Origin of the sequence: Granulicatella elegans, assembly GCF_020735385.1 — a bacterium.
GTDB classification, from domain to species: Bacteria; Bacillota; Bacilli; order Lactobacillales; family Aerococcaceae; genus Granulicatella; species Granulicatella elegans_B.
Window position 1 is genome coordinate 1139419 of sequence record NZ_CP085953.1, and the last position, 22513, is coordinate 1161931.

The following is a 22513-nucleotide window of genomic DNA, read 5'->3' on the forward strand; positions in this document are numbered from 1 at the left end:
ATCCTGTTGGTGAGAAATCACCGACAGGATTTTTTACATGCAAAAAAGAGAAATCCGAGTTATGATTAAGTCGACTAAAACAAATCAAAGGAGGATTTCTCTCATGGACTATTGTATACGAAAATTACTAAGATTAACAGAAGAAAATTTTATTACGGATGAAAATTGGTTAGAAATCGTGACAGAAAACAATGAAACAGTTCATAAAATTAATGGAACTTGGACAAGTGCTTGTACTTCTTGTCTATATTGTTCTAGCGAAAATGTGATGAAACATTCTCCTATGGAACATAAAATTAGAATTCCACACCTATTTGGACATAAGACTATTTTAGACCTTAAAGTACAACGATTCATCTGTAAAGATTGTCATAAAACATGGGTTGCAGATTGCCCTCTTGTTCCAAAAAATAGTAATATTTCTTATGATTTAGAGTGTCAAATTATGTTGTATTTAAAAGAAAACTTCTCTAGAAAAGCAATCGCTAAACTCCTTTCAATTTCTGATAAGACTGTTGAAAGAGTGATGAAAAAGTTTAAAATAAAAACAATGCAGCAGTATCATTATTTACCTAAAGTGCTTTGTTTAGATGAATTTAGAGGCGTTAAAACGCAACAAGGGAAAATGAATTTCATTTGTTTAGATGGAGAAAATCGCCAATTAATTGATATTTTGCCTGGTAGAACACTTCATGAAATGATTTCATTCTTTATGAAGTTTTCTCGTAAACAACGTTTAAAAGTAAGATATTTAGTGATGGATATGAATGCTTCTTATCAAAACCTTATTAAAACAGTATTTCCAAATGCTGTTATCGTAGTAGATCGATTCCATATCGTTCAACATATGAATCGTAATTTTAATCAACTGCGCATTGTGATTATGAAGCAATTCTCAGCGAAATCAACACAACAGAAGACATTGAAACGTTACTGGAAAGTACTCTTAAAGCCTAGTGATGAATTAGATGAAGAAAAATTAAGGTACAATTATCACTTCAAAACCTATCTTACTCAAGCTCAATTGGTAGAAAAATTATTGAGTTTTGACGAAGTGTTATCAGATGCATATGATTTCATTCAAGAACTTAGAAAAGCCTATAAAAAGAAAGATTACGAGGCATTTATGACATGTATAAAGGAAATTCCAAAACAATTACCTTATGAATTTAAGAAGAAGTTTGAAGTGTTTAAACGTTTTAAGAATGGGATTTATCAAGCTTTTACGACAGGATATTCCAATGGAGCTATTGAAGGAACGAATAATCTCATTAAAGTAATTAAACGTGTTGCATATGGATATCGAAATTTTGAGAATATGAAATTAAGAATCAAGATTATTAAAGGTTGTTTCTTTACCCCGGTCAATAGAAAGTCATTATGAGTTAAAAAAGTATGTATAGAGTCGTTTTAACTTGACAATGAGCCTCCATGGGCATGTTGAATTGGGGGAAGCGAAAAATAATATCAAATTTCACAGCCCCCAAACCGCTAATCGCGGATAACATGCCCCTGCTCATTATAAAGTTAAAACTAGATTTCGTTCATAGTTATGTTTGTGGTTGATTGTTAAATTAATTAAATCGTTAATTTTCTTCCACTTTGTTCATTTAAAATGAAAGACTTAATTTGGTGTTAAATTTAATCCACCAACAGAATTTGTCGATGAGCCTAAAAATTAAGCTCAACAAATCCCTGAGGATGGGGGCTCGTTGAGTTTTTTTGTTTCAGATAGACTCGATAAGCAGAATAAAGGATTTTGATTGCTGAAAATTAGTATTTCGTATATAGTTTGAAGTGTAAGATAATATAAGAAAAAGAGGGATTTGATATAAGTCAATTATATGTACATAACATATCAACTAACACAAAAACCTTAAAAAACCTTATATGTAATCCTATATTGGCGAAAGACTATCTCACCTTGAATTATATAAGATATCGGATATTAAAATGTAGGAAAATATTGGAATAAAAAACTATATAAGAATAAAATCGGCATTTTCGGCAGTCATAAAAGGCGACATCTTAGATAAATACATAAAAAATATAATGCACGAGATAAGAATGTTGATATAACAATATTTTTATTCATCTCAATCGTTTTCATGTTAGAAGAAATAATAGAAAACATATTTACTGCTAAGAAACTAATTTATTCTTATTCATAATTCGCTGATTGTAAAATTAAGCTAGAAAAAATAAATGTAATAAAAAACCAATATGATACACTAAAACCAAATTAATCACTACAAAAATAAGGAGTGTTTCATATTGACTTACCAACATATTAGCATAGAAGAATTAATTTGGATAGAGGGATATTGGGAAAAAGGAGAAAAAGTAGCTGTTATTGCGCAAAAACTGAATCGTTCACTACAAACTATCTATAATGTTATCAACTTTTTAAAGCAAGGCCATACAGTACATGAATACTATTATCGATACTGCGTCAATAAAAAAAGATGCGGTGCTAAGAAAAAGATACTCTCACAAGAAGATGTTGAGTATCTTCGAGAAAAGAATCAAGAAGGTTGGACACCTGATGTTATTATTGGTCGTAATGAAAGAGATTTAGGGATGTCCGTTAGAACATTATATAGAAGATATCAAGACACTTCTGAATTAAGTGTTCAAGATTTACTAATGAAGGGACAAAAAAACCAAATAACCATCAAGAAAAACGTGGAAAACAAGCCTTCAAACGTGGAATTAAAGAAAGAAATGAACTATTCCCAAATCTTTCAGAGGAATTTGGTCACTTCGAAGGAGATACAATGGTTGGAAAAAAACATAAGAGCGGTGTTATTACTTTAGTGGAAGTAAAGTCTAAATTGATTGTTACGTTAAAATCGAATGGAAGAACCGCAAAAGATATTGAAGAACGTCTTCACGAGTGGTTGAGTCATCTTCCTAAAAATTTTGTAAAGACAATCATATTCGATTGTGGGAAAGAGTTTTCTTATTGGAAAAGTATCTGTAACGAGCATGATATCCATATATTCTTTGCAGATCCTGGATGTTCTAGTCAAAGAGGATTAAATGAAAATTCCAATGGATTACTAAGAAAAGACGGCTTACCAAAACAAATGGATTTCAATCCAATTGATGAAGAGTTTATACAATCAATCGCTCATTACAGAAATAAAATCCCCAGAAAGTCATTGGGGTATTTAATTCCTATTGAAGTGTTTAGGGAATATATCCAACAATTTGTAGCATAATCAAGGTCGAGAAAAAAGCGCCAAATTTTTGGCGCGAACTCCCTAGGGAGTTATTGATTTATTTTGTTTTAGTTTATCAATTGATAAGTGTTAAAAAATTCTAGCTTAATTTGACAAATGAAAAATTAAAAAAAGACGGAAATAAATCCGTCTTAAGAAATATGTAAAGATTAAGCTGTAAAATGTGGTATAATATTTTCATTGAATATTTTATTTATTCGTGTATTACATATTGTTATAAGGAGTACACATGGCTATAACATATCGAAAATTATTCCATTTATTGATAGATAAAAATATGAGTGTTTCAGATTTACAAAAGAAAGCTGGGTATAGTGCTAATATATCAACCAGATTAAAAAATGATAATTACGTTTCTCTTGAAACAATAGAGAAAATATGTAGAGCTTTGAATTGCAAAATTGAGGATATTATAGAAATCAAGGAGGATTAGGATTGATAACAAAATCAAATTTAAAAGACGTTCTAAAATTAATCGGATATGAAGAACATAAAAATCAAGAAAGATATTTAACAAAAAAATACCAAGAATTTGATTGCTCCATTTCTGTTGATTTTGAAAATGAAAAAATAAACTATCCTGAAGACAAAGGCCTAATGGTATATAAGAGAACTACATGTAACTTTTCTGACCCTGAAAATTTTGTTGTTTTAGAATGCGTGACAAGGTTAATGGATAAAGGCTATCGACCAGAGCATATAGAAATTGAAAAAACATGGGCTTTAGGACATGATCAAAAAAGTGGTAGAGCAGATATTTTAGTAAAAGAAAGTAGCGGAAAAACCCTTTTTATAATTGAATGTAAAACTTACGGTAAAGAATATGATAAAGCTCTAAAAGACACTTTAAACGATGGAGCACAATTATTTTCTTACTGGCAACAAGAAAAATACTGTAAATGGCTTGTTCTATATGCATCTACACTTGACAAAAATGAAGTAAACTATAAAACATGTGCAGTTAACTGTAGTGATGATAAAAACTTAATAGAACTTGCAAAGAAGGATTCGTCAATTCTTCTTTATAAAAATGCCTATACAGTTCCTGATTTATATACTGTTTGGAAAGAAACGTATGAAAAAAGATTATTGGGCGACATTATATTTAGAGATGATTCTATAGCTTATCAAGTTGGAGTTAAACCATTAAGAAAACAAGATCTTATTGATTTTTCAGGAAAAGATAAGGTAGTAAATAGATTTGAAGAGATATTAAGACATAATAACGTATCTGATAAGGAAAATGCCTTCAATAGGCTAGTGGCACTTTTTATATGTAAGCTAGTTGATGAAATACAAAAAACTGATACAGATATTGTCGATTTTCAATACAAAGTTGGAACAGATACTTATGAAAGTTTACAAGATAGACTCCAACGTCTACACAAAGAAGGTATGGAAAAATTTATGAAAGAAGATATTTTTTACATACCTGAAGACTATGCAAAAAGAACCATAGAACAATATACAGGCAATAATAGAACTGAATTAATTAAGGAACTTGATAATACTCTGCGTATCTTAAAGTTCTACACAAATAACGACTTTGCCTTTAAAGATGTCCATAATGAAGAATTATTCCTTCAAAATGGTAAAATTCTAGTAGAAGTTGTAAAACTATTTGAAAACTATAGGATTATTGGATCAAAAAATCTACAAATGTTAGGAGACCTTTTTGAACAGCTTTTAAACAAGGGATTTAAGCAAAATGAGGGACAATTTTTCACACCAGTACCTATCACTCATTTTATTTGGGATAGTCTTCCTTTAGAAAGAATAATAAGACAAAATGAGAAAGTAAACTTTCCAAAAATAATTGATTATGCCTGTGGCGCTGGACATTTTTTGACAGAAGGTTTTGAAGCTATCAATGATATTTTTATTTTTCTTGATCCAGACATGAATATTGATTTCTCATGGGCTAGAGATAATATATATGGCATAGAAAAAGATTATAGGCTGGCTAGAGTATCAAAAATATCTCTATTCATGCATGGAGCTGGAGACGGAAATATTGTCTTTGGTGACGGACTGGAAAACTATAAGGAAAAAGAGATTACTGCTGAAAGTTTTGATATTCTAGTAGCAAATCCGCCTTATTCTGTTTCTGCTTTCAAGCCACATTTAAATCTTAAAAATAATGATTTTAAAGTTTTGGATAAAGTATCAAATACAGGATCTGAAATTGAAACTCTTTTTGTAGAAAGAATTTCACAGCTTCTAAAGCCTAAGGCTGTTGCTGCTGTCATTCTTCCTTCTTCTATACTAAATAAAGAAAACGAAAGCTTTATTGCAGCACGTGAATCAATTCTAGATAACTTTAAAATTAGAGCCGTAGTAGCCTTATCGAGCAAAACTTTTGGAGCAACGGGAACAAATACAGTAATTTTATTTTTAGAAAAATTTGATGAACCACCTAAAAAAATCGATTTGGTAAAAGATAGCGTGAACTCTATCATAGAAGGAAAAGCCCTTAAAGATTGGGAAGATGAGATTATATTCAAAGAGTATCTAAAAACAATAGACGTGGAAATAGAAGATTATAAAAAATTCATTAATAAAAGCTTAAACTATGATGGATATAAAAATAAATATTTTAAAAATTATACGTCAAGTTTTTTAGGCTTAAGCTCTGTTAAAACTAAGAAAAAACAAAAAACTTTCACAAAATTAGAAAAAGATGAGCAAGATATCATCTTAAATAAAATGTTCTATGACTATACTTTTGACATTGAAAGAGAAAAAATCAAATATTTTGCCTTAACGTATAAGGAAAGGACTCTTATAATAAATGCACCAAATGACAATAGAGGACAAGAAGAATTTTTAGGCTATAAGTGGTCTAATAGAAAGGGACAAGAAGGAATACAGATAACAAATCCTGGTGGGAAGCTGTATAAAAATGAGGATAGGCGAGACGAAAATAACCTTGCATCTTTGATTAGAAAGTCATTCTATGGAGAAGAATACTCTATTGATGAATTAGATGAATACTACTATTATCTAAATACTAAGGATATGCTTGATTTTAGGAGTGTAGAGTTTAATAAGGGAATAAAAACTAGAAAAGTTAAGATTTTAAAAGATGATCCAAATTTAACAACCTATTACCTATCTGATAAAAAAATATTTGATTTATCAATAGGAGATAGAATTTTAAATGACGAACTTGAAGATGATGGGAAAATACCTGTTTACAGTGCCAATGTTTTTGAAGAATTTGGAAGGATTAACAAGAAGAATATTACTGATTTTTCAAAACCATCGATTTTATGGGGTATTGATGGCGACTGGATGGTCAATTCTATTTCAGCAAATAAAGAATTTTATCCCACAGACCATTGTGGAGTTTTGAGATTAAAAACGGATAAAATTTTACTTGATTATTTAGTCTATGCCTTACAAGTTGAGGGAGAATATGAAAGATTTTCAAGAAACTATAGAGCATCAATACAAAAAGTTAGACAGTTAATTATCCAAATTCCACCTATTGAAGAACAAGAAAAAATCATCGAAGAAATTAAAAAAGTAGATTTAGTAATAGAAGAACAAAAAATTAGAATAGAAAAATATGATGAAGACATCAAATCAAAATTTGTCGAGATGTTTGAAGGGAAAAATTCATATAAGAAACAAACTATTGAAAATTTATGTTTTGATGGTAGAGGTAGAGTTATAAATCAAGATTATATAAGATCAAATTCAGGAAAATATCCAGTCTATTCATCTCAGACAACAAATCAAGGAATTTTTGGTTTTATTGATTCTTTTGATTTTGATGGAGAATATGTAACATGGACTACTGATGGAGCAAATGCAGGCACTGTATTTTATAGAAACGGTAAATTCAATTGTACTAATGTTTGTGGAACTTTAAAAGCTAAGAGTATTAATATAAATATGATATATTTATCTTTTGCACTAGGTATGGTTGCTAAAGACCATGTAAGTCATGTTGGTAATGATAAGTTAATGAATGAAGCTGTAAAAAAAATCTTGATTCCTGTGCCACCTAAAGAACTACAAGACAAGTTTGGATCATATGTAGAAGAAATCGACAAATTGAAATTTGAAGCTAACGACAGAAAGAAAAAAGCAGAAATAGAAAAAGAAAACTTAATAGATAAATACTTTAGATAAAATAAGCCCACCAACTTGTTATCTGTATTCAAATTTTCAAGGAGGAATTTATGAAAAATTTAGTTATTACAGAAATTATGCAAGAAATGGTGGGCTATTTAAATAATGAGCAATTAGAAAAACTTGAAGAAACTTTAAATTACACATTTTGGAATAAGGATATTGTGGAAAAAGACGAGTCTAAAATAGAACATGAAATAGATTACTTAGCTGAATTTTTGTCAGCTAAAAAAGTAGAAGGTTGCTCTGAAAGAACTCTCTCATACTATAAAAGCACTATAAATAAAATGCTCGAGATTTTAAATAAACCTGTAAGGCGAATAGATACCAGTGATTTACGTTCTTATATTGCTTCATATGTAGATACCAATAATGTAAGCAAAACAACCCTTGATAATATAAGGCGTATTATATCAAGTTTCTTTTCTTGGCTAGAAGAAGAAAATCATATAATTAAAAGTCCAGCAAGACGTATTCATAAAATTAGAACTGGAAGTACTGTAAAATCCGTTTACACAGATGAAGAACTAGAATTATTAAGAGATTCTTGTAACAATAGAAGAGATTTAGCTATTATAGATTTTCTAGCTTCTACTGGAGTCCGTATTGGTGAACTTGTAAAAATTAATATTTCAAACATAGATTTTGATAAGAGGGAATGTCTTGTCCTAGGAAAAGGAAATAAAGAACGAATTGTTTATTTTGATGCAAGAACTAAAATTCATATCTTAGACTATATTGACAGTAGGACTGATGATAATGAAGCTCTTTTTGTATCTTTAAATAGCCCCCACAGTAGACTAAAAATATCAGGGGTTGAAATTAGACTTAGAAATCTTGGGAAAAAGCTTAATATTTCTAAAGTCCATCCTCATAAATTTAGAAGAACCTTGGCAACAAAGGCGATTGATAAAGGAATGCCTATAGAGCAAGTCCAAACACTTTTAGGGCACACAAAAATAGACACTACTTTACATTACGCAATGGTAAACCAAAATAATGTAAAACAGTCGCATAGAAAATATATAGGCTAATTCAAATCAAAATTTGTCGAGATGTTTTATAATTTAAATACTAGAATACCATTAGAAAAATATGCTGAAGAAATCATACCTGGAACTTCACCAGAATCTAAATACTATAATGAAAAAGAAAATGGTTTGCCATTTTATCAAGGCAAAAAAGATTTTGGTAAAAAATATTTAAAGAATCCATCTATATGGACTTCAGTTAGTATTAAAAAATCTATTAGAAATGATATTCTAATGAGTGTTAGAGCTCCAGTTGGAGATGTTAATATTAATCCTTTTAGTGAAATATGTATAGGTAGAGGATTATGTGCTATTAGATGTTCCAGTATCGGAAAGCAAAAATATTTATTTTACTGGCTTCTAATTAATAAAGGGAAAATTAATGGTCATGATGGAGTTACTTTTGATTCTATTTCAGTAAACGAAATAAATGAATTGCAAATCCCATCTCCATCAAAAGACTTACAAGATGAATTCGCATCCTATGTAGAAGAAATCGACAAATTGAAATTTGAAAGTGTTAAATGCGTGATTGCTTATTTTCTTTCCTGTTTTAACTCGATATAAACTTTGTTTATTTCCTGATTCAATGTTTCGGGTTCGCAAAAAATCTTGAATTCTTCTTCTGTTAGTTTGTCGTTTGATACTTCCCAAAGTTCATCATGAAGTCTATCGGCACATTTTTTTGCTGTTACAGCTATATCTAAAAAGTTAATGGCTAATCCAACTTTTCCTATTTTTGCTTTTTTAACTGAGTTTTTTGCGTATCTTTTACAAGCATTGACTTCTATTTCTAATCTTTTCAAAATTTCTTGTTTCATACATAACTCTTCCTTTTTGATATAAACATATTCCCGTACTATGAAAGATAAGTCAAGACAATAGAAATCTATTATTATACAATTAATCAAATTAAAAAAGCTAAGAACATCTCTGTTCTTAACCTTTTCTCTTGCCACCTAAAAACTCTTTAAATCAGTTTTTCTAAAATCCCTAATTAAACGAGCCTTATAGGGAGTGGATTTTAAAGTTGGTCGGTGGTTTTTGCGATTTGTTGCTTAGAAACGTTGATATGACAATGTTTTGTTGACCAACTTTATTTGAGGCAAAAGTTGGTTTAAAGTTGGTTTTGTATCAATATTAAAGCTAATTTAATCAAATAGTTAAAGAGTTTAAAGCAGAAAAAGACAGAGAGGGTTAACTCCCTCTTTTTTGTACTCAAAAAACAAGATGCTGAAAGGGTTTGCTTAAAGAAGAATATAAACAGGCGAAGATGATGCTAGAATGGGCAAAAAACGTATTCTGCAAGCTTGTGTCATCATATAATGTATTTATTCATTTCTAATCAATAAGGCTTAAATAGAGCTGAAAATAAGCTAATATGAACGAGTTAGAAAGTTATAAAGCTTTGCTGTTAGAATATAACTGATTGGTGTTATGCAATCGTCCTAGCTATCTATGTTGCAAGCTTAGCAAGATAAAAGGTAAGAGGGAAAACATTATGGATAACAAAGGGCAGACCACAAAGGCAAGCTAGCTAGTGTGTAGGCAAAGAGTGTTAGAAATGGAATATTAAAGCGTGAGATGATGCATATAGAACAGCATCTGAATGTAGTTTGAATATAGAATATAATCTAATAAGAACAACTTTGCTGACAATCAACGTGTGAAAAGCACTGGAAGAACAAGAGGACTTTAAGAGAAAGAAGAAGATGAATAAACTTGCTGTGTGTTCTATTGAGTAAGAAGGAACAAAGATGATGCTAGCAAGCAAAGAAGAAGATGCTAAAAGAGTTAAACAATCAACTAAACAAACAATCTTTCAAGAGTAAATGATATAATCATTAAGCAAGAGAACACCAATACAAGCCAAACAAACCTACTAGATGAAGGGATAGGGGGACAGTATAGACATACCCCATAGGGAAATCACGAAAGGAAAAGGGTACAAAAGACCGCACCCCCCATTTGTGTATACAAACTCCTCTTAATTTTTAGGCGCACCTAATAATAAGCGTAAAAAAAGCACTAGCTTTTGCTAGCACTTCTTATATATACGATAAAGTCCTATTGACGGTGTGTAACGGAAACGAAAAACACAAACTAATTATAGTCAAATAATAACCATTAAACAAATTAAAAACACCTTACAAAGCAAGGTGCTGTTTTCATCTTAACCATAGGGGTGTTATTTTCTTAATAAATGTCTTTAGAACTCTTTTTAGATATCCTTGTATAAAAATTCATCAAAAATAGCTAAAAACGAAAATCATGATACGTTAAAACGTTGATTTTACGCTATTTTCATTCTATTAAAAATTAAAAATGCCCCCTACAGGGCTCGAACCTGTGACCCATAGATTAAGAGTCTACTGCTCTACCAACTGAGCTAAGGAGGCATTGATTACGTTTTTAGTATAGCACTTTTAAGATAAAATGCAATCGTTTTTAGGATTTTTTTCAAAAAATACTCAAAAAAATAGTTATTCAGTATAGTTTATGGTAGAATTATTGCGTATGACAATCAAGGAGTATTCTTTTTGGCGTGCTTACTTTAGAAATATAAGAAGGTGATTATTTCGTCTGTTTATATTTCTAAAAGTAGGTTCAAAAGATACTCTCAATTATAGAAGAAAAGGAGAATCGATATGTCAGAGAAAAAAGTATATAGCTATGAATGGGGCGGTAGACTGTTACAAGTTGAAATCGGTCAATTAGCGAAACAAGCAAATGGTGCTGTCTTAGTTCGTTATGGAGACACAGTGGTATTAACAGCAGCCGTTGGTACAAAACAAGCAAAGGATACAGATTTTTTTCCATTAACAGTGAACTATGAAGAAAAAATGTATGCAGCAGGTAAAATTCCTGGAGGATTTATTAAACGTGAAGGACGTCCAAGTGAACATGCGACATTAACAGCTCGTTTAATTGACCGTCCAATTCGTCCAATGTTTGCGGAAGGTTTTCGTAATGAAGTTCAAATTACAAATACAGTAATGTCTGTAGATCCAAACTGCCCACCAGAAATGGCAGCAATGTTTGGTTCGAGTTTAGCATTATGTATTTCAGATATTCCATTTGATGGTCCAATTGCTGGGGTAGATGTTGGTCGTGTAAACGGAGAATACGTGATTAACCCTACAACTGAACAAGTTGAATTATCAGATATTGAATTATCTGTAGCGGGTACTGCAACTGCGATTAACATGGTAGAAAGCTCTGCTAAAGAAGTGAGCGAAGAAGATATGTTGGGAGCATTATTATTCGGTCACGAAGAAATTAAAAAATTAGTAGCTTTCCAACAACAAATCGTCCAAGAAATTGGAAAAGAAAAAATGGAAGTAACATTGCTATCATTTGACCCAGAAATCGAAAAACAAGTGAAAGATTTATTCAGTCAAGCAATGATTAATGCAATCCAAACAGAAGAAAAATTAGCTCGTGAAGAAAATACTGAAAAAGTTAAAGAAACTGCCTTAGAACATTTTGAAGCTGTTTTAGAAGAAAATGATGAAAAAGCAGGTTTATTAAAACAAGTTTCTCAATTAGTTGATAATCTTGAAAAAGACGAAGTACGTCGTTTAATTACAGAAGAAAAAGTACGTCCTGATGGTCGTAAAATTGACGAAATTCGTCCATTGTCTTCAGAAATTGATTTATTACCACGTGTTCATGGTTCAGGTTTATTTACTCGTGGACAAACTCAAGCATTAACTTCCGCAACTTTAGCACCTTTAGGTGAATATCAAGTCATTGATGGTTTAGGAATTGAAGAAGGTAAACGATTCATTCACCACTATAATTTCCCACAATTCTCTGTAGGTTCAGTGGGTCGTGCTGGTAGCCCAGGTCGTCGTGAAATTGGTCACGGTGCTTTAGGGGAACGTGCATTGAAACAAGTCATTCCAACTCCAGAAGATTTCCCCTATACAATTCGTCTTGTATCAGAAGTGTTAGAATCAAATGGTTCTTCTTCTCAAGCAAGTATTTGTGCGGGAACATTAGCCTTAATGGCAGCAGGTGTTCCAATTAAAGCGCCAGTTGCGGGTATTGCGATGGGATTAATTTCTGATGGTACAAATTATACAGTATTAACAGATATCCAAGGTTTAGAAGACCACTTAGGAGATATGGACTTTAAAGTTGCTGGTACAACAACTGGTATTACAGCTTTACAAATGGACATTAAAATCCAAGGAATTACAGAACAAATTTTACGTGAAGCATTAACACAAGCGAAAAAAGCTCGTTTTGAAATTTTAGAAGAATTAACTTCTACAATTGCTGAACCTCGTAAAGAGTTAAGCCCATATGCACCTAAGATTGAAATGATTTCTATTCACCCAGATAAGATTAAAGTCGTTATCGGTCGTGGTGGAGAAACAATCAATAACATTATTGATGAAACAGGCGTTAAAATTGATATCGATCAAGAAGGTCATGTATCAATTGCTTCAACAGATGCAGCAATGATTCAACGTGCAAAAGAAATTATTGAAGATTTAACACGTGAAATCGAAGCTGGGCAAGTGTATGAAGGAACTGTTCGCCGTATTGAAAAATTCGGAGCTTTTGTTGAAATTGCAAAAGGAAAAGATGGATTAGTTCACATCTCAGAATTAGCGCATGAACGTGTAGCGAAAGTGGAAGATGTATTAGCCATTGGAGATAAAGTAAAAGTAAAAGTTACTGAAATTGACGGACAAGGTCGTATCAACTTATCTCGTAAAGCATTAATCGAAAAAGAAGCTTAATCATTCATGAAATGAGGCTAGGAAAAACCCTAGTCTCATTTTTTATTTCTAAGAAAAATATGAAATGTTAGTCAAAAAAACGTAAATATGGTATTCTAGAATAAGAATGTAAACAAGTTGGTAAGACAAAATACAACAAATAAATAAGATGAGGTGAACTATGAGTTCAATTAAAATAATGGCGCTAGGAGGCGTTCGAGAAAACGGTAAGAGTTTGTATGCCGTTGAAGTAGATGAAGATATTTTCGTCTTAGATTGTGGATTGGTTTATCCAGAAGACGAATTATTAGGAATCGATGTCGTGATTCCAGATTTTACTTACTTAGAAGACAACAAAGATCGGATTGCAGGAGTATTTTTAACCCATGGTCATGCGGATGCAGTAGGAGCTCTTCCTTATTTTCTAAAAAATATTCAAGCACCAGTTTTTGGAACAGAATTAACGATTGCTTTAGCAAAATATTATGTAGAGTCTTCTAAACAAGTAAAAGGCTTCGATGATTATCACGTTGTAACTGAAAATACAGAAATTGATTTTGAATCTGTAACGGTGAAATTTTTCAAAACAACCCATACTATTCCAGATTCAGTAGCGATTGTTTTAAAAACGGTGGACGGAAGTATTGTTTATACTGGAGATTTTAAATTTGATCAAAGTGCTGCAGTAGGATATCAAAGTAATTTTGGACGTATTACGGATATTGGAGAAGAATATGTCCTAGCTTTATTAAGTGATTCTAGTGATGCTGAAAGTTACGAGGAAAATGTTAGCGATTGTAAAATTGAAGCTAGTATTTTAGATACTTTTAGAAATGCAACGGGTCGTATTATTGTAGCTTGTGTGGCAAGTAATATTTTACGAATTCAACAAGTGTTTAATGCAGCTTATGAATCAGGACGTAAGATTTTCTTAACAGGTGTAGAATTAGAAGAAATCGTGAATATTGCATTGAAATTAAATAAATTAACCGTTCCTTCAGAAGATTTATTCGTAACAGCACGTGCATTAAAACGTTTAGCAGATGATGAAATTGTGGTGTTAGAAACAGGAAACGTAGGCGAACCAATTAAAGCTTTACAAAAAATGGCACAAGGTCGTCACCGTCAAGTGAATTTACATCAAGGAGATTTAGTTTATATTGCGACAACACCTTCAACTGCAATGGAAACAGCCATTGCTCGTACGAAAGATATGATTTATCGTGCGGAAGCTGAAGTCGTTGAAATGGCAGATAATGCGAAAGCAAGCGGACATGCAACTCCAAATGATTTAAAACTAATGATGAATTTATTACAACCAACATTCTTCATTCCAGTTCAAGGGGAATATCGTAGTTTATTAGCTCATGCTGAGTTAGCACATGAATTAGGAATTCCATATTCTAATATTTTCATTCCTGGTAAAGGGGATGTGATTGAAATTTCTAATGGAAGAATGACAGTTACTGGACAAGTTCCAGCGGGGAATGTTTTAGTAGATGGAATTGGTGTTGGAGATATCGGCAATATTGTACTAAAAGATCGTAAGATTTTATCAGAAGATGGAATTTTCGTAGTCGTTGTAACCATTTCTAGACGTTTAGGGAAAATTTTATCGGGTCCACAAATTGTCTCTCGAGGATTTGTTTATATGAAGACAAGTGAGGAATTATTACAAGAATCTCAAAAAATTGTCACAGATATTGTAGAGGAAAACTTAGCAAGTGATAATTTTGAATGGCCACGTTTAAAACAAGAAGTACGTGATGGACTAAGTCGCTACTTATTTGAACAAACAAAACGTCGCCCAGTTATTCTTCCAATTATTATGGAAGCATCACATTATAAAAAAGATTAAGTTGTATCATTGAAAGGGGAACGTTCATGGGTTCAAAAGCAGTTAAAATTATGTTAGAAGTGGTATTAGCAATCGTTGTTGCTAGTGGACTTTCTTACATTCCAGTAATTGGAGGAAATGTAGTCATTGACTTTGCCATTATTCCTTTAATTTTGCTATCTCTTCGTCATGGAGGAATTTGGGGAGTAATTGCAAGTATTTTATTTGGTCTTTTACATGGAGTATTGCATCCAAGTGGAACAGGATATATTGTCGTTGCATTCCATGATTCTGTAATGGCATATGGTTTTGTAGCTTTTGCTGGATTCTTTGCGAGAAATACCGTTCGTACAGCATTTAATGCTCGTATTTCTTCTACTGTTTTAAATGTAGTAACAGCAAGTATTATTGCAACATTTGTTAGCTATGGTTTCCATGCTATTGCTAGTGCAATTGGAGCACCAACACTATTTGCAACTGAAAAAGTTGCTTTAGCAAGTGGATTTTTAGGATTTTCAGTAAACTTTATTGCTACATTAGTAGTGACATTAGTAGTATTAGTAACGTTAATCTATGTAAAACGTGACATTTATATTCCGAAAGGAACAAAATACTTATCTCGAAAAGAAAAATCTCACTTATTAAATGACTAATGAGAGTGGGAAAACAGTTTCTGTTTTCCTACTTTTTTTCTAAGTAAGAAGGGAAGGAGAGAGGAAATGGATTTATTATCAATAATAGTGACAGGTTTGGTATTTATCAATACACTTGGAGCGATTATTACGATATTTAGAGAACCAAGAGAGATATCAGCTACATGGGCTTGGTTATTAGTCTTAGTCTTTTTCCCATTTTTAGGTTTTTTCATTTATTTCTTTTTTGGAAGAAAAATTAGTAAAGATCGGATTTTTGATTTGAAATCCCAAGATACATTTGGAATTAGAAAACTAGCTGAAACTCAATTAGAAGAATTAGAACAAGATAATACTTTTTTTGAAGACTTATATTTAAAAGAATTAGCAGTATTATTTTTAGAAAGTGATGAATCTGTTATTACGAAAGGAAATCAAGTTGAAATTATCACAACTGGGCAGGTGAAATTTACTCAATTAAAAGAAGATTTGAGAAATGCTACAGACCATATTCATATCGGCTATTATATTTTTAATGATGATGAATTAGGGCGTGAATTGTTGGAAATTTTAATTGAAAAAGCGCAACAAGGAGTCGAAGTTTTAGTGCTATACGATGCACTAGGTGCCCGTTTTACAAAACAAAAATTTTGGAAGAAACTTCATGATGCAGGTGGCCGTTCAGAAGCCTTTTTCGGGTATACATTTGGAATCATTAATTTACGGATGAATTATCGTAATCACCGTAAAATTGTTGTCATTGATGGAAAAATTGGCTATGTAGGTGGCTTTAATATTGGGGATGAATATTTAGGAAAAGGAAAATTGGGTCAGTGGAGAGATACGCATTTAAGAATTAGAGGGAATGCGGTATTATCTCTTCAAGCTCGTTTCTTTATTGATTGGAATGCAACAGCTTCAGAACGATATCAAAAAATATTTTCTGAGCGATATTTTCCTACTTTAGAATGTCTAGGAGATACAGCGATGCAAATCGTTTCAACAGGGCCAGATAATGATTATCAAAAAATAAAAATGGGATTTGTTAAAATGATTTATATGGCAAAAAAATCGATTGATATTCAAACGCCTTATTTTATTCCGGATGAAAGTGTTATTGAAGCTTTACAAGTAGCAGCTCTTTCAGGGGTGAAAGTACGAATTATGATTCCATGCAAACCGGATCATCCATTTGTTTATCGTGCCACTGAATATTATTGTCGAAATTTATTAAAAGATGGTGTAGAAATTTATTTATATGAAGAAGGTTTCTTACATGCGAAAACAATGGTTGTAGATGGCGTGGCTTCTACAGTTGGAACGTCAAATTTTGATATGAGAAGTTTCCGATTGAATTTTGAAATTAATGCGTTTATTTATGATGAAGAAATTTCATGTAAGCTACAAGATATTTTTGAAAAAGATATTGAGAATTGTTTATTAGTAGATGAAGCGTATTTTAAAAAGCAATCTCCATGGAGAAAATTAAAACAAAAATTCTCCAGACTGCTTTCTCCGATACTTTAAATTATTTATAAAAGACTTCCCATTGTAGGCAGGAAAATTTGAGACCTTAGGCTCAAATTTTAGCTATGAGACCGAAGGTCTGCTGGCGTCCTAATACTACAATATTAGAAGTCTTTTTTCTACACCTGAATGGCTGAAACGACTTGTTCTAAGTTTAGGATCATGGTTAAATCTTCGCTTAGAAAAACAAAATGATTGTTTGGTTGAATACAGCTTTTAATAATACCTTTTTTAGTAAATTGTTGTAATTCACCTTTCGAATTATATTGTTCAAATAAAAGAGTAATTTCTTTTTTGAAATAGTAACTGTTATGAATCGTCTCAACAACATCAATTAATGGCATCACAGGTGTAAATGAAGTTGATTCTGGTGTAAATTGTAAACTGTTTAATAATGGTTGAATAAATGAATGAAATGGTTTTTTATATTGTTCCATAATCGAACCTCCCGAACAAACGTTTGTATTTATATTATACGAACATTTGTTCTGAAATGCAAACATTATTTAAAAAAATAAAAAAATTTTTTCAAAAAAAGTAGTGTTTCTTCCTATTTAATTATACTAATCAGAGAGGAAGCAGGCGTAGAATTAACGTTTGATACATTTTATAAAGAAGGGTATAATAATAAAAGTAGGGATTTATAATCGATTCAGACCTATAAGATGGGAGGTGTACTATGAGCCAAAAAATTGTAGAATCTGTTCAATCTATTGAAAATCAAGCTCAACAATTAAAAGAAGATTTTCAAAAGAAAATTGATGAAGCAAAAATTCAAGCGAATCAAAAGATTTCTGAATCTAAAAAGAATGTAGAAATCGCTTTGACAAATTATAAAAAAGAATTAGAGGATAAATATTCTCAAAAGAAATTGGATTTCCAAGAAGAATTAGCATCTCTTCAAAAAGAAGAAATTCAACAAATACAACAGGTATTTGAAGTCAATCGACAAGAATTGGTTCAGGAAACAATTAAGGAGGTGTTAAAACGATATGGCAATTGCTAAAATGAAAAAATTGATGTTTATTGCACCAAATCGTATTCAAAGCCAATTGATGGACGCGGTTCAAGAATTACAATCATTAGAATTCATTTCCTTAAGTCAAGGGCAATCCATGTTAGAAGAATCAAAACCTTCGAATCAAAAAAATCTTCAAGAGTTAGAAAGTAAAGTAGAACGATTACAAGTAGATATTTGCTTTTTAGAAAAATATCTTAAAACACCTTCACTCATGAAAAAATTGAGAACTAAAAAAGAAACCTTTACGATTGAAGAACTTCAACAAACGGTTTCTAATTGGGATTATCAAGGATTAATAGAGAGTGTTGAAAACTATCGAGTACAATTACAAAAATTTGAAGATAAAAATGCAGAGCTCGTTGAAACTGAAATTCTACTTAGAAAATGGGGGGAATTAGACTTCCATCCAAAGGAAATCTTTAAACAACCATTTACGAAGACAAAAATGGGGACGATTCCTCAAACAACGGATAATCGTTATTTAGAAAGTCTAAAAGAGAGTCAGTGGATTGTTATTCAGGAAGTGTATCATACAAGAGAAGAGGTTGGAGTATTTGCAACCTATTCAAGAAAACATCAACAAGAAGCTAAAGAAGAATTAGCGAAAGTGAATTTTAGTGTGACATGGTACCCATTTGACCATAGTCCTAAAGAAGAATTGCAATTGAATTTAGAATGTCAAAAACAATTAAAAGAAGCTAAAATTTCATTAGTACAAGAAATGCAACAACAAGAAGATCTTGTTAGAAAATTAAAATTGTATTGTGAATATGCGTTTAATGAATGGCAAAAAGAAATTGCAAAAGAGCAATTGTATTCAGGAGAACATTTATTCTGTTTACATGGTTATTTATGTGATGATGTGGTGGAACAAGCAAAACAACAAATTGAAGATTATGGAATTGCTTCTCAAGTGACAGTAGTAGAATTGGAAATTGATCCAGAAGAATATGAAGAAGCTCCAACTGTCTTGAAAAACCATTCGCTCATTAAACCATTTGAAATGATGATTGAGATGTATGGTTTACCAAAATATGGAGAGGTGGATCCAACACCATTTACAGCGCCGTTTTATCTTGTGTTCTTTGGAATGATGTCTGCGGATATCGGATATGGACTTGTATTATGGTTCGCAACATTCCTCGGGTTAAAACTGTTTGTATTAGATAAAGGGATGAAACGTAATTTAATGTTCTTCCATTTATTAAGTTATCCAACAGTAGTTTGGGGAATTATATTTGGTTCATTTTTTGGAGTAGATATGCCATTCCAACCATTATCGCTTTCAAAAGATTTAACGACAATTATGATTTTGTCAATCATTTTTGGGATTATTCAAATTATTGTAGGTCTATTTATCGGAGCTTATAGTAACTGGAAGAAAAAAGATTATGCCAATGCGTACACCACCCATATTGGATGGTTAGCGATTATTTTTGGCTTAATTTTATATTTAGTAGGTTCGATGATTTTAAATATACCGATTCTTGCAACCATTGGATCATATGTAGCAATGATTGCAGCGGTACTAATTGTGATCGTATCGATGTTGACAAGTTCGAATAAATTTGCGGGCTTGGCAAGTGGTTTATATAACTTATATGGGATTAGTGGTTATGTGGGAGATGTTGTCAGCTATACTCGTTTGATGGCTTTAGCGGTATCAGGGGGGAGTATTGCAGCAGCGTTTAACATGCTAGTGACTTTCTTACCACCAGTCGCAAGAGTGACAGTAGGAATTCTTCTGTTAATTGCACTTCATGGGTTAAATATTTTCCTAACATTTTTAGGAGCTTATGTTCATGGATTAAGATTACAGTTTGTAGAATTCTTTGGTAAATTCTATGAAGGTGGCGGAAGAGCGTTAAAACCATTTAAAACGTATGAAAAATATATTGAAACAAAACAAAAATCAAATCAATAAGATGGAGGAAGATTTATTATGACAAACTGGTTAACATTTTTTACTGAAAATTCTGGAGGTTTTATTTTCGCAGCATTAGGAATGGCTGTAGCAAGTATTTTTTCAGGAATTGGTTCTTCAAAAGGTGTAGGGATTGCAGGGGAAGCTGCAGCAGCCTTAATTAAAGAACAACCTGAAAAATTCGTTCAAGCGTTAATTTTACAATTATTACCTGGTACTCAAGGGATTTATGGATTCATCATCGCATTCTTCATTATGCAAAAAATGAGCGCAACAATGCCTTTAAGTTCTGGTTTATACTTATTAATGGCAGCTTTACCAATTGCATTCACAGGTTTATTATCTGGTATTGCTCAAGGGAAAGTAGCAGCGGCTGGTGTTCAAATTTTAGCGAAAAAACCAGAAGAATCTACTAAAGGGATTATCTTTGCAGCCATGGTTGAAACTTATGCAATTTTAGGATTATTGGCTTCATTCTTAATTATCAATCAATTAGGTTAGGAGTTGGAACGTTTGAAAGATTTAGAGCAACTAAAACAACAAGTATTAAAAGAAGTTGAAGAAGATTTCTCACATCAATTAGCTGTTGCTACTAAAGAAGAAGAAGAACGTACAAATGTCATGAATGCAACTTTAGCCGAACAAGAAGTGGTAAAGAAAACTCAATTAAAACAACGTGCAAAACAACTTTTGGATAAAGAAAAACAATCTTTAGTCAATGCGAGTAAAAAAGAAATTTTACAAGAGAAAAGACGATTACTCGATAGCGTGTTTGAGGAAGTTTACTCCTTAATGTCTGGATGGAGCGGCGTAACGTTAGTACAGTTTATTCAATCGGCAGTAGCTCAATTACCTAAACAAGAAAAAATCACTTTAGTGTTAGGGGAAGCAACAGCAAGTCAATTATCACAAGAAGATATTCACCAATTAACGATTGCTTCTGAAGTAGAAGTATCCCAAACGACTTTAAAACAAAAAGTGGGCTTTGTGTTACAACAATCAGGAATTGAATACAACTATTTATTCGATGCATTATTAAAGGATTTAAAACAAGAATACTCACCAGAGTTAGCTAAAAAAGCTTTTGAAAGATAGGAGGGATTTCAATGAATGATTTAGCTTATTCAGGAATCAATACTACTGTTCGTATTTTAGAACAGCAATTACTTTCAAAAGATATCATGAATAGTTTATTAGCTTCAAAAGACTTACAACAAGCTTTAGAAGTTTTACAAAAAACGGCTTATGATTTTCAAGCGGATGAATTATTACAAACGAAACAATTTGATGCGGTATTAATGAAACATTTGAAAAAACAGTATGAGGAATTATATGAATTAATGCCTACACCTGAATTGTTCGATATTTTTTCAATTCGTTATACGTATCATAATTTAAAAGTTTTATTAAAAGAAAAATTTACTAAAAAAGATTTCTCGCATTTATTAATCCCAATTGGCCGTTATTCATTGGCAAGCTTAAAACAATTGGTAGAAACGAGAGATTCTCAAGATGTTCCTAATGTAATGGTGACAGCTGTTCGAGAAGCTTATGAAGATTTTGAAAATTTTGAGCGATTAGAAACTGCTGACGTTTTTATGGATACGTATTATTTTAAACATTTAAGAATGTTAGAACGTCAATTGCAAGATGAAAAAGTAACAGAATTTGTCAATTTAATGATTGATTTAGAAAATATTGCTACTTTGATTCGAGCAAGTGCTCAAAAACAATCAAGAAGCTTTTTACAAACCGTATTATCCAATGAAGGAACGGTATCGAAAACGCAATTAATTGATACATTCCAAGAATTGGGTTGGGCATCATTATTACAATTGTTTGATGGTGTGTCTTATAAAGAAGAATTGGAAAGTATTTTATCGCAAGAAAACATTTCTGTATTGAAATTAGAATTGTTGAAAGACGAATGCATTTATCGTTATTTAAAAGATGCGACTTTCGATGCTTTTGGACCTTATCCATCCCTTGCCTATATTCATGCCAGTGAAATGGAAGTGAAAAATATTCGATTGATTTTAGTAGGAATCGATAATGGGTTTAGTGAAGAACAATTAAGAGAAAGGATGCGACCAGTTTATGGCTCATAAAATTGCAGTTGTTGGAGATAAAGACTCAGTCCTTCCTTTCAAAATTCTTGGGTTTGATGTATTTCCTGCTCATGAAAGTTTAGAAGCAAGAGAAACCATTGATCGATTAGCCAGTGAAGAATATGGAATTATTTATGTCACAGAAGCGATTGCATCAGAAATTGCGGAAACCATTCGTCGTTATGATGCAGTTGTTTCACCAGCAATCATTTTAATTCCAAATCATAAAGGTTCATTGTCCATTGGAAAATCAAGAATTCAAGAAAATGTGGAAAAGGCTGTAGGTCAAAACATTTTATAATTCGTAAAATTTAG

At 31.7% G+C, this 22513-nt stretch carries 17 protein-coding genes, 1 tRNA gene and 1 pseudogene; 16 read left to right on the forward strand and 3 right to left on the reverse strand.

Annotation, left to right across the window (positions count from 1 at the left end):
- Nucleotides 1-37: 37 nt before the first annotated feature.
- The 6 genes and pseudogenes from LK443_RS05650 (at nt 38) to LK443_RS05675 (ending at nt 8983) form a co-directional block, all read left to right on the forward strand.
- Nucleotides 38-1384: an ISL3 family transposase gene (locus LK443_RS05650; RefSeq protein WP_227931002.1), complete on the forward strand. Its 1347-nt coding sequence runs from the start codon at nt 38-40 to the stop codon at nt 1382-1384.
- Between the two features lie 890 nt (nt 1385-2274).
- Nucleotides 2275-3224, forward strand: a pseudogene (locus LK443_RS05655) (IS30 family transposase).
- A 250-nt stretch (nt 3225-3474) separates the two neighbouring features.
- Nucleotides 3475-3678, forward strand: coding sequence for a helix-turn-helix domain-containing protein (locus tag LK443_RS05660; protein ID WP_075659016.1), 204 nt, complete (start codon nt 3475-3477; stop codon nt 3676-3678).
- A gap of 2 nt (nt 3679-3680) precedes the next feature.
- Nucleotides 3681-7385 carry a restriction endonuclease subunit S gene (locus LK443_RS05665; RefSeq protein ID WP_227931003.1) on the forward strand — a complete coding sequence of 1235 codons (3705 nt, stop codon included), beginning with the start codon at nt 3681-3683 and terminating at the stop codon, nt 7383-7385.
- A gap of 50 nt (nt 7386-7435) precedes the next feature.
- Complete coding sequence (xerA, locus tag LK443_RS05670; RefSeq protein WP_227931004.1) at nt 7436-8419, forward strand: site-specific tyrosine recombinase/integron integrase; 984 nt, start codon at nt 7436-7438, stop codon at nt 8417-8419.
- Between the two features lie 21 nt (nt 8420-8440).
- Nucleotides 8441-8983 carry a restriction endonuclease subunit S gene (locus LK443_RS05675; protein ID WP_227931005.1) on the forward strand — a complete coding sequence of 181 codons (543 nt, stop codon included), beginning with the start codon at nt 8441-8443 and terminating at the stop codon, nt 8981-8983.
- Here the strand turns inward: LK443_RS05675 and LK443_RS05680 are convergent.
- Both LK443_RS05680 and LK443_RS05685 read right to left on the reverse strand, forming a co-directional pair.
- The gene (locus LK443_RS05680) at nt 8953-9237 is read right to left on the reverse strand and encodes a hypothetical protein (protein WP_227931006.1); all 285 of its coding nucleotides are present in this window, start codon (nt 9235-9237) and stop codon (nt 8953-8955) included. The genes LK443_RS05675 and LK443_RS05680 overlap by 31 nt on opposite strands.
- A gap of 1505 nt (nt 9238-10742) precedes the next feature.
- Nucleotides 10743-10815 (reverse strand) — tRNA-Lys (locus tag LK443_RS05685).
- A 249-nt stretch (nt 10816-11064) separates the two neighbouring features.
- On the opposite strand from LK443_RS05685, the gene pnp reads away from it, so the two are divergent.
- From pnp to cls, 4 genes are all read left to right on the forward strand, one after another.
- Nucleotides 11065-13170, forward strand: coding sequence for a polyribonucleotide nucleotidyltransferase (gene pnp / locus LK443_RS05690; RefSeq protein ID WP_227931007.1), 2106 nt, complete (start codon nt 11065-11067; stop codon nt 13168-13170).
- 160 nt (nt 13171-13330) lie between these two features.
- Nucleotides 13331-15007 carry a ribonuclease J gene (locus tag LK443_RS05695; RefSeq protein WP_227931008.1) on the forward strand — a complete coding sequence of 559 codons (1677 nt, stop codon included), beginning with the start codon at nt 13331-13333 and terminating at the stop codon, nt 15005-15007.
- A 26-nt stretch (nt 15008-15033) separates the two neighbouring features.
- Nucleotides 15034-15639, forward strand: a complete 606-nt coding sequence (locus tag LK443_RS05700) for an energy-coupled thiamine transporter ThiT (RefSeq protein WP_227931009.1) — start codon at nt 15034-15036, stop codon at nt 15637-15639.
- 66 nt (nt 15640-15705) lie between these two features.
- Nucleotides 15706-17145: a cardiolipin synthase gene (gene cls, locus LK443_RS05705; RefSeq protein WP_227931010.1), complete on the forward strand. Its 1440-nt coding sequence runs from the start codon at nt 15706-15708 to the stop codon at nt 17143-17145.
- Between the two features lie 119 nt (nt 17146-17264).
- Here the strand turns inward: cls and LK443_RS05710 are convergent, their stop codons facing one another.
- Nucleotides 17265-17582, reverse strand: a complete 318-nt coding sequence (locus tag LK443_RS05710; RefSeq protein ID WP_227931011.1) for a hypothetical protein — start codon at nt 17580-17582, stop codon at nt 17265-17267.
- A gap of 242 nt (nt 17583-17824) precedes the next feature.
- Here LK443_RS05710 and LK443_RS05715 point away from each other — a divergent pair, with 242 nt between their 5' ends.
- Genes LK443_RS05715 through LK443_RS05740 form a run of 6 tightly spaced genes read left to right on the forward strand, consistent with a single transcriptional unit; the run spans nt 17825 to nt 22499 of the window.
- Entirely contained in the window at nt 17825-18151 is a 327-nt protein-coding gene (locus tag LK443_RS05715) for a hypothetical protein (protein ID WP_227931012.1), read from the forward strand.
- A complete protein-coding gene (locus LK443_RS05720; RefSeq protein ID WP_227931013.1) occupies nt 18138-20090 on the forward strand; it encodes a V-type ATP synthase subunit I in 1953 nt (650 codons plus the stop codon). The genes LK443_RS05715 and LK443_RS05720 overlap by 14 nt, the downstream gene beginning before the upstream one ends.
- Nucleotides 20091-20108: 18 nt before the next feature.
- Nucleotides 20109-20591 carry a V-type ATP synthase subunit K gene (locus LK443_RS05725; RefSeq protein ID WP_227931014.1) on the forward strand — a complete coding sequence of 161 codons (483 nt, stop codon included), beginning with the start codon at nt 20109-20111 and terminating at the stop codon, nt 20589-20591.
- 12 nt (nt 20592-20603) lie between these two features.
- A complete protein-coding gene (locus LK443_RS05730) occupies nt 20604-21185 on the forward strand; it encodes a hypothetical protein (protein ID WP_227931015.1) in 582 nt (193 codons plus the stop codon).
- Between the two features lie 11 nt (nt 21186-21196).
- A complete protein-coding gene (locus LK443_RS05735) occupies nt 21197-22198 on the forward strand; it encodes a V-type ATPase subunit (RefSeq protein WP_227931016.1) in 1002 nt (333 codons plus the stop codon).
- A complete protein-coding gene (locus LK443_RS05740; RefSeq protein ID WP_006703585.1) occupies nt 22188-22499 on the forward strand; it encodes a V-type ATP synthase subunit F in 312 nt (103 codons plus the stop codon). Before LK443_RS05735 ends, LK443_RS05740 begins: the two co-directional genes overlap by 11 nt.
- Nucleotides 22500-22513 lie beyond the last annotated feature (14 nt).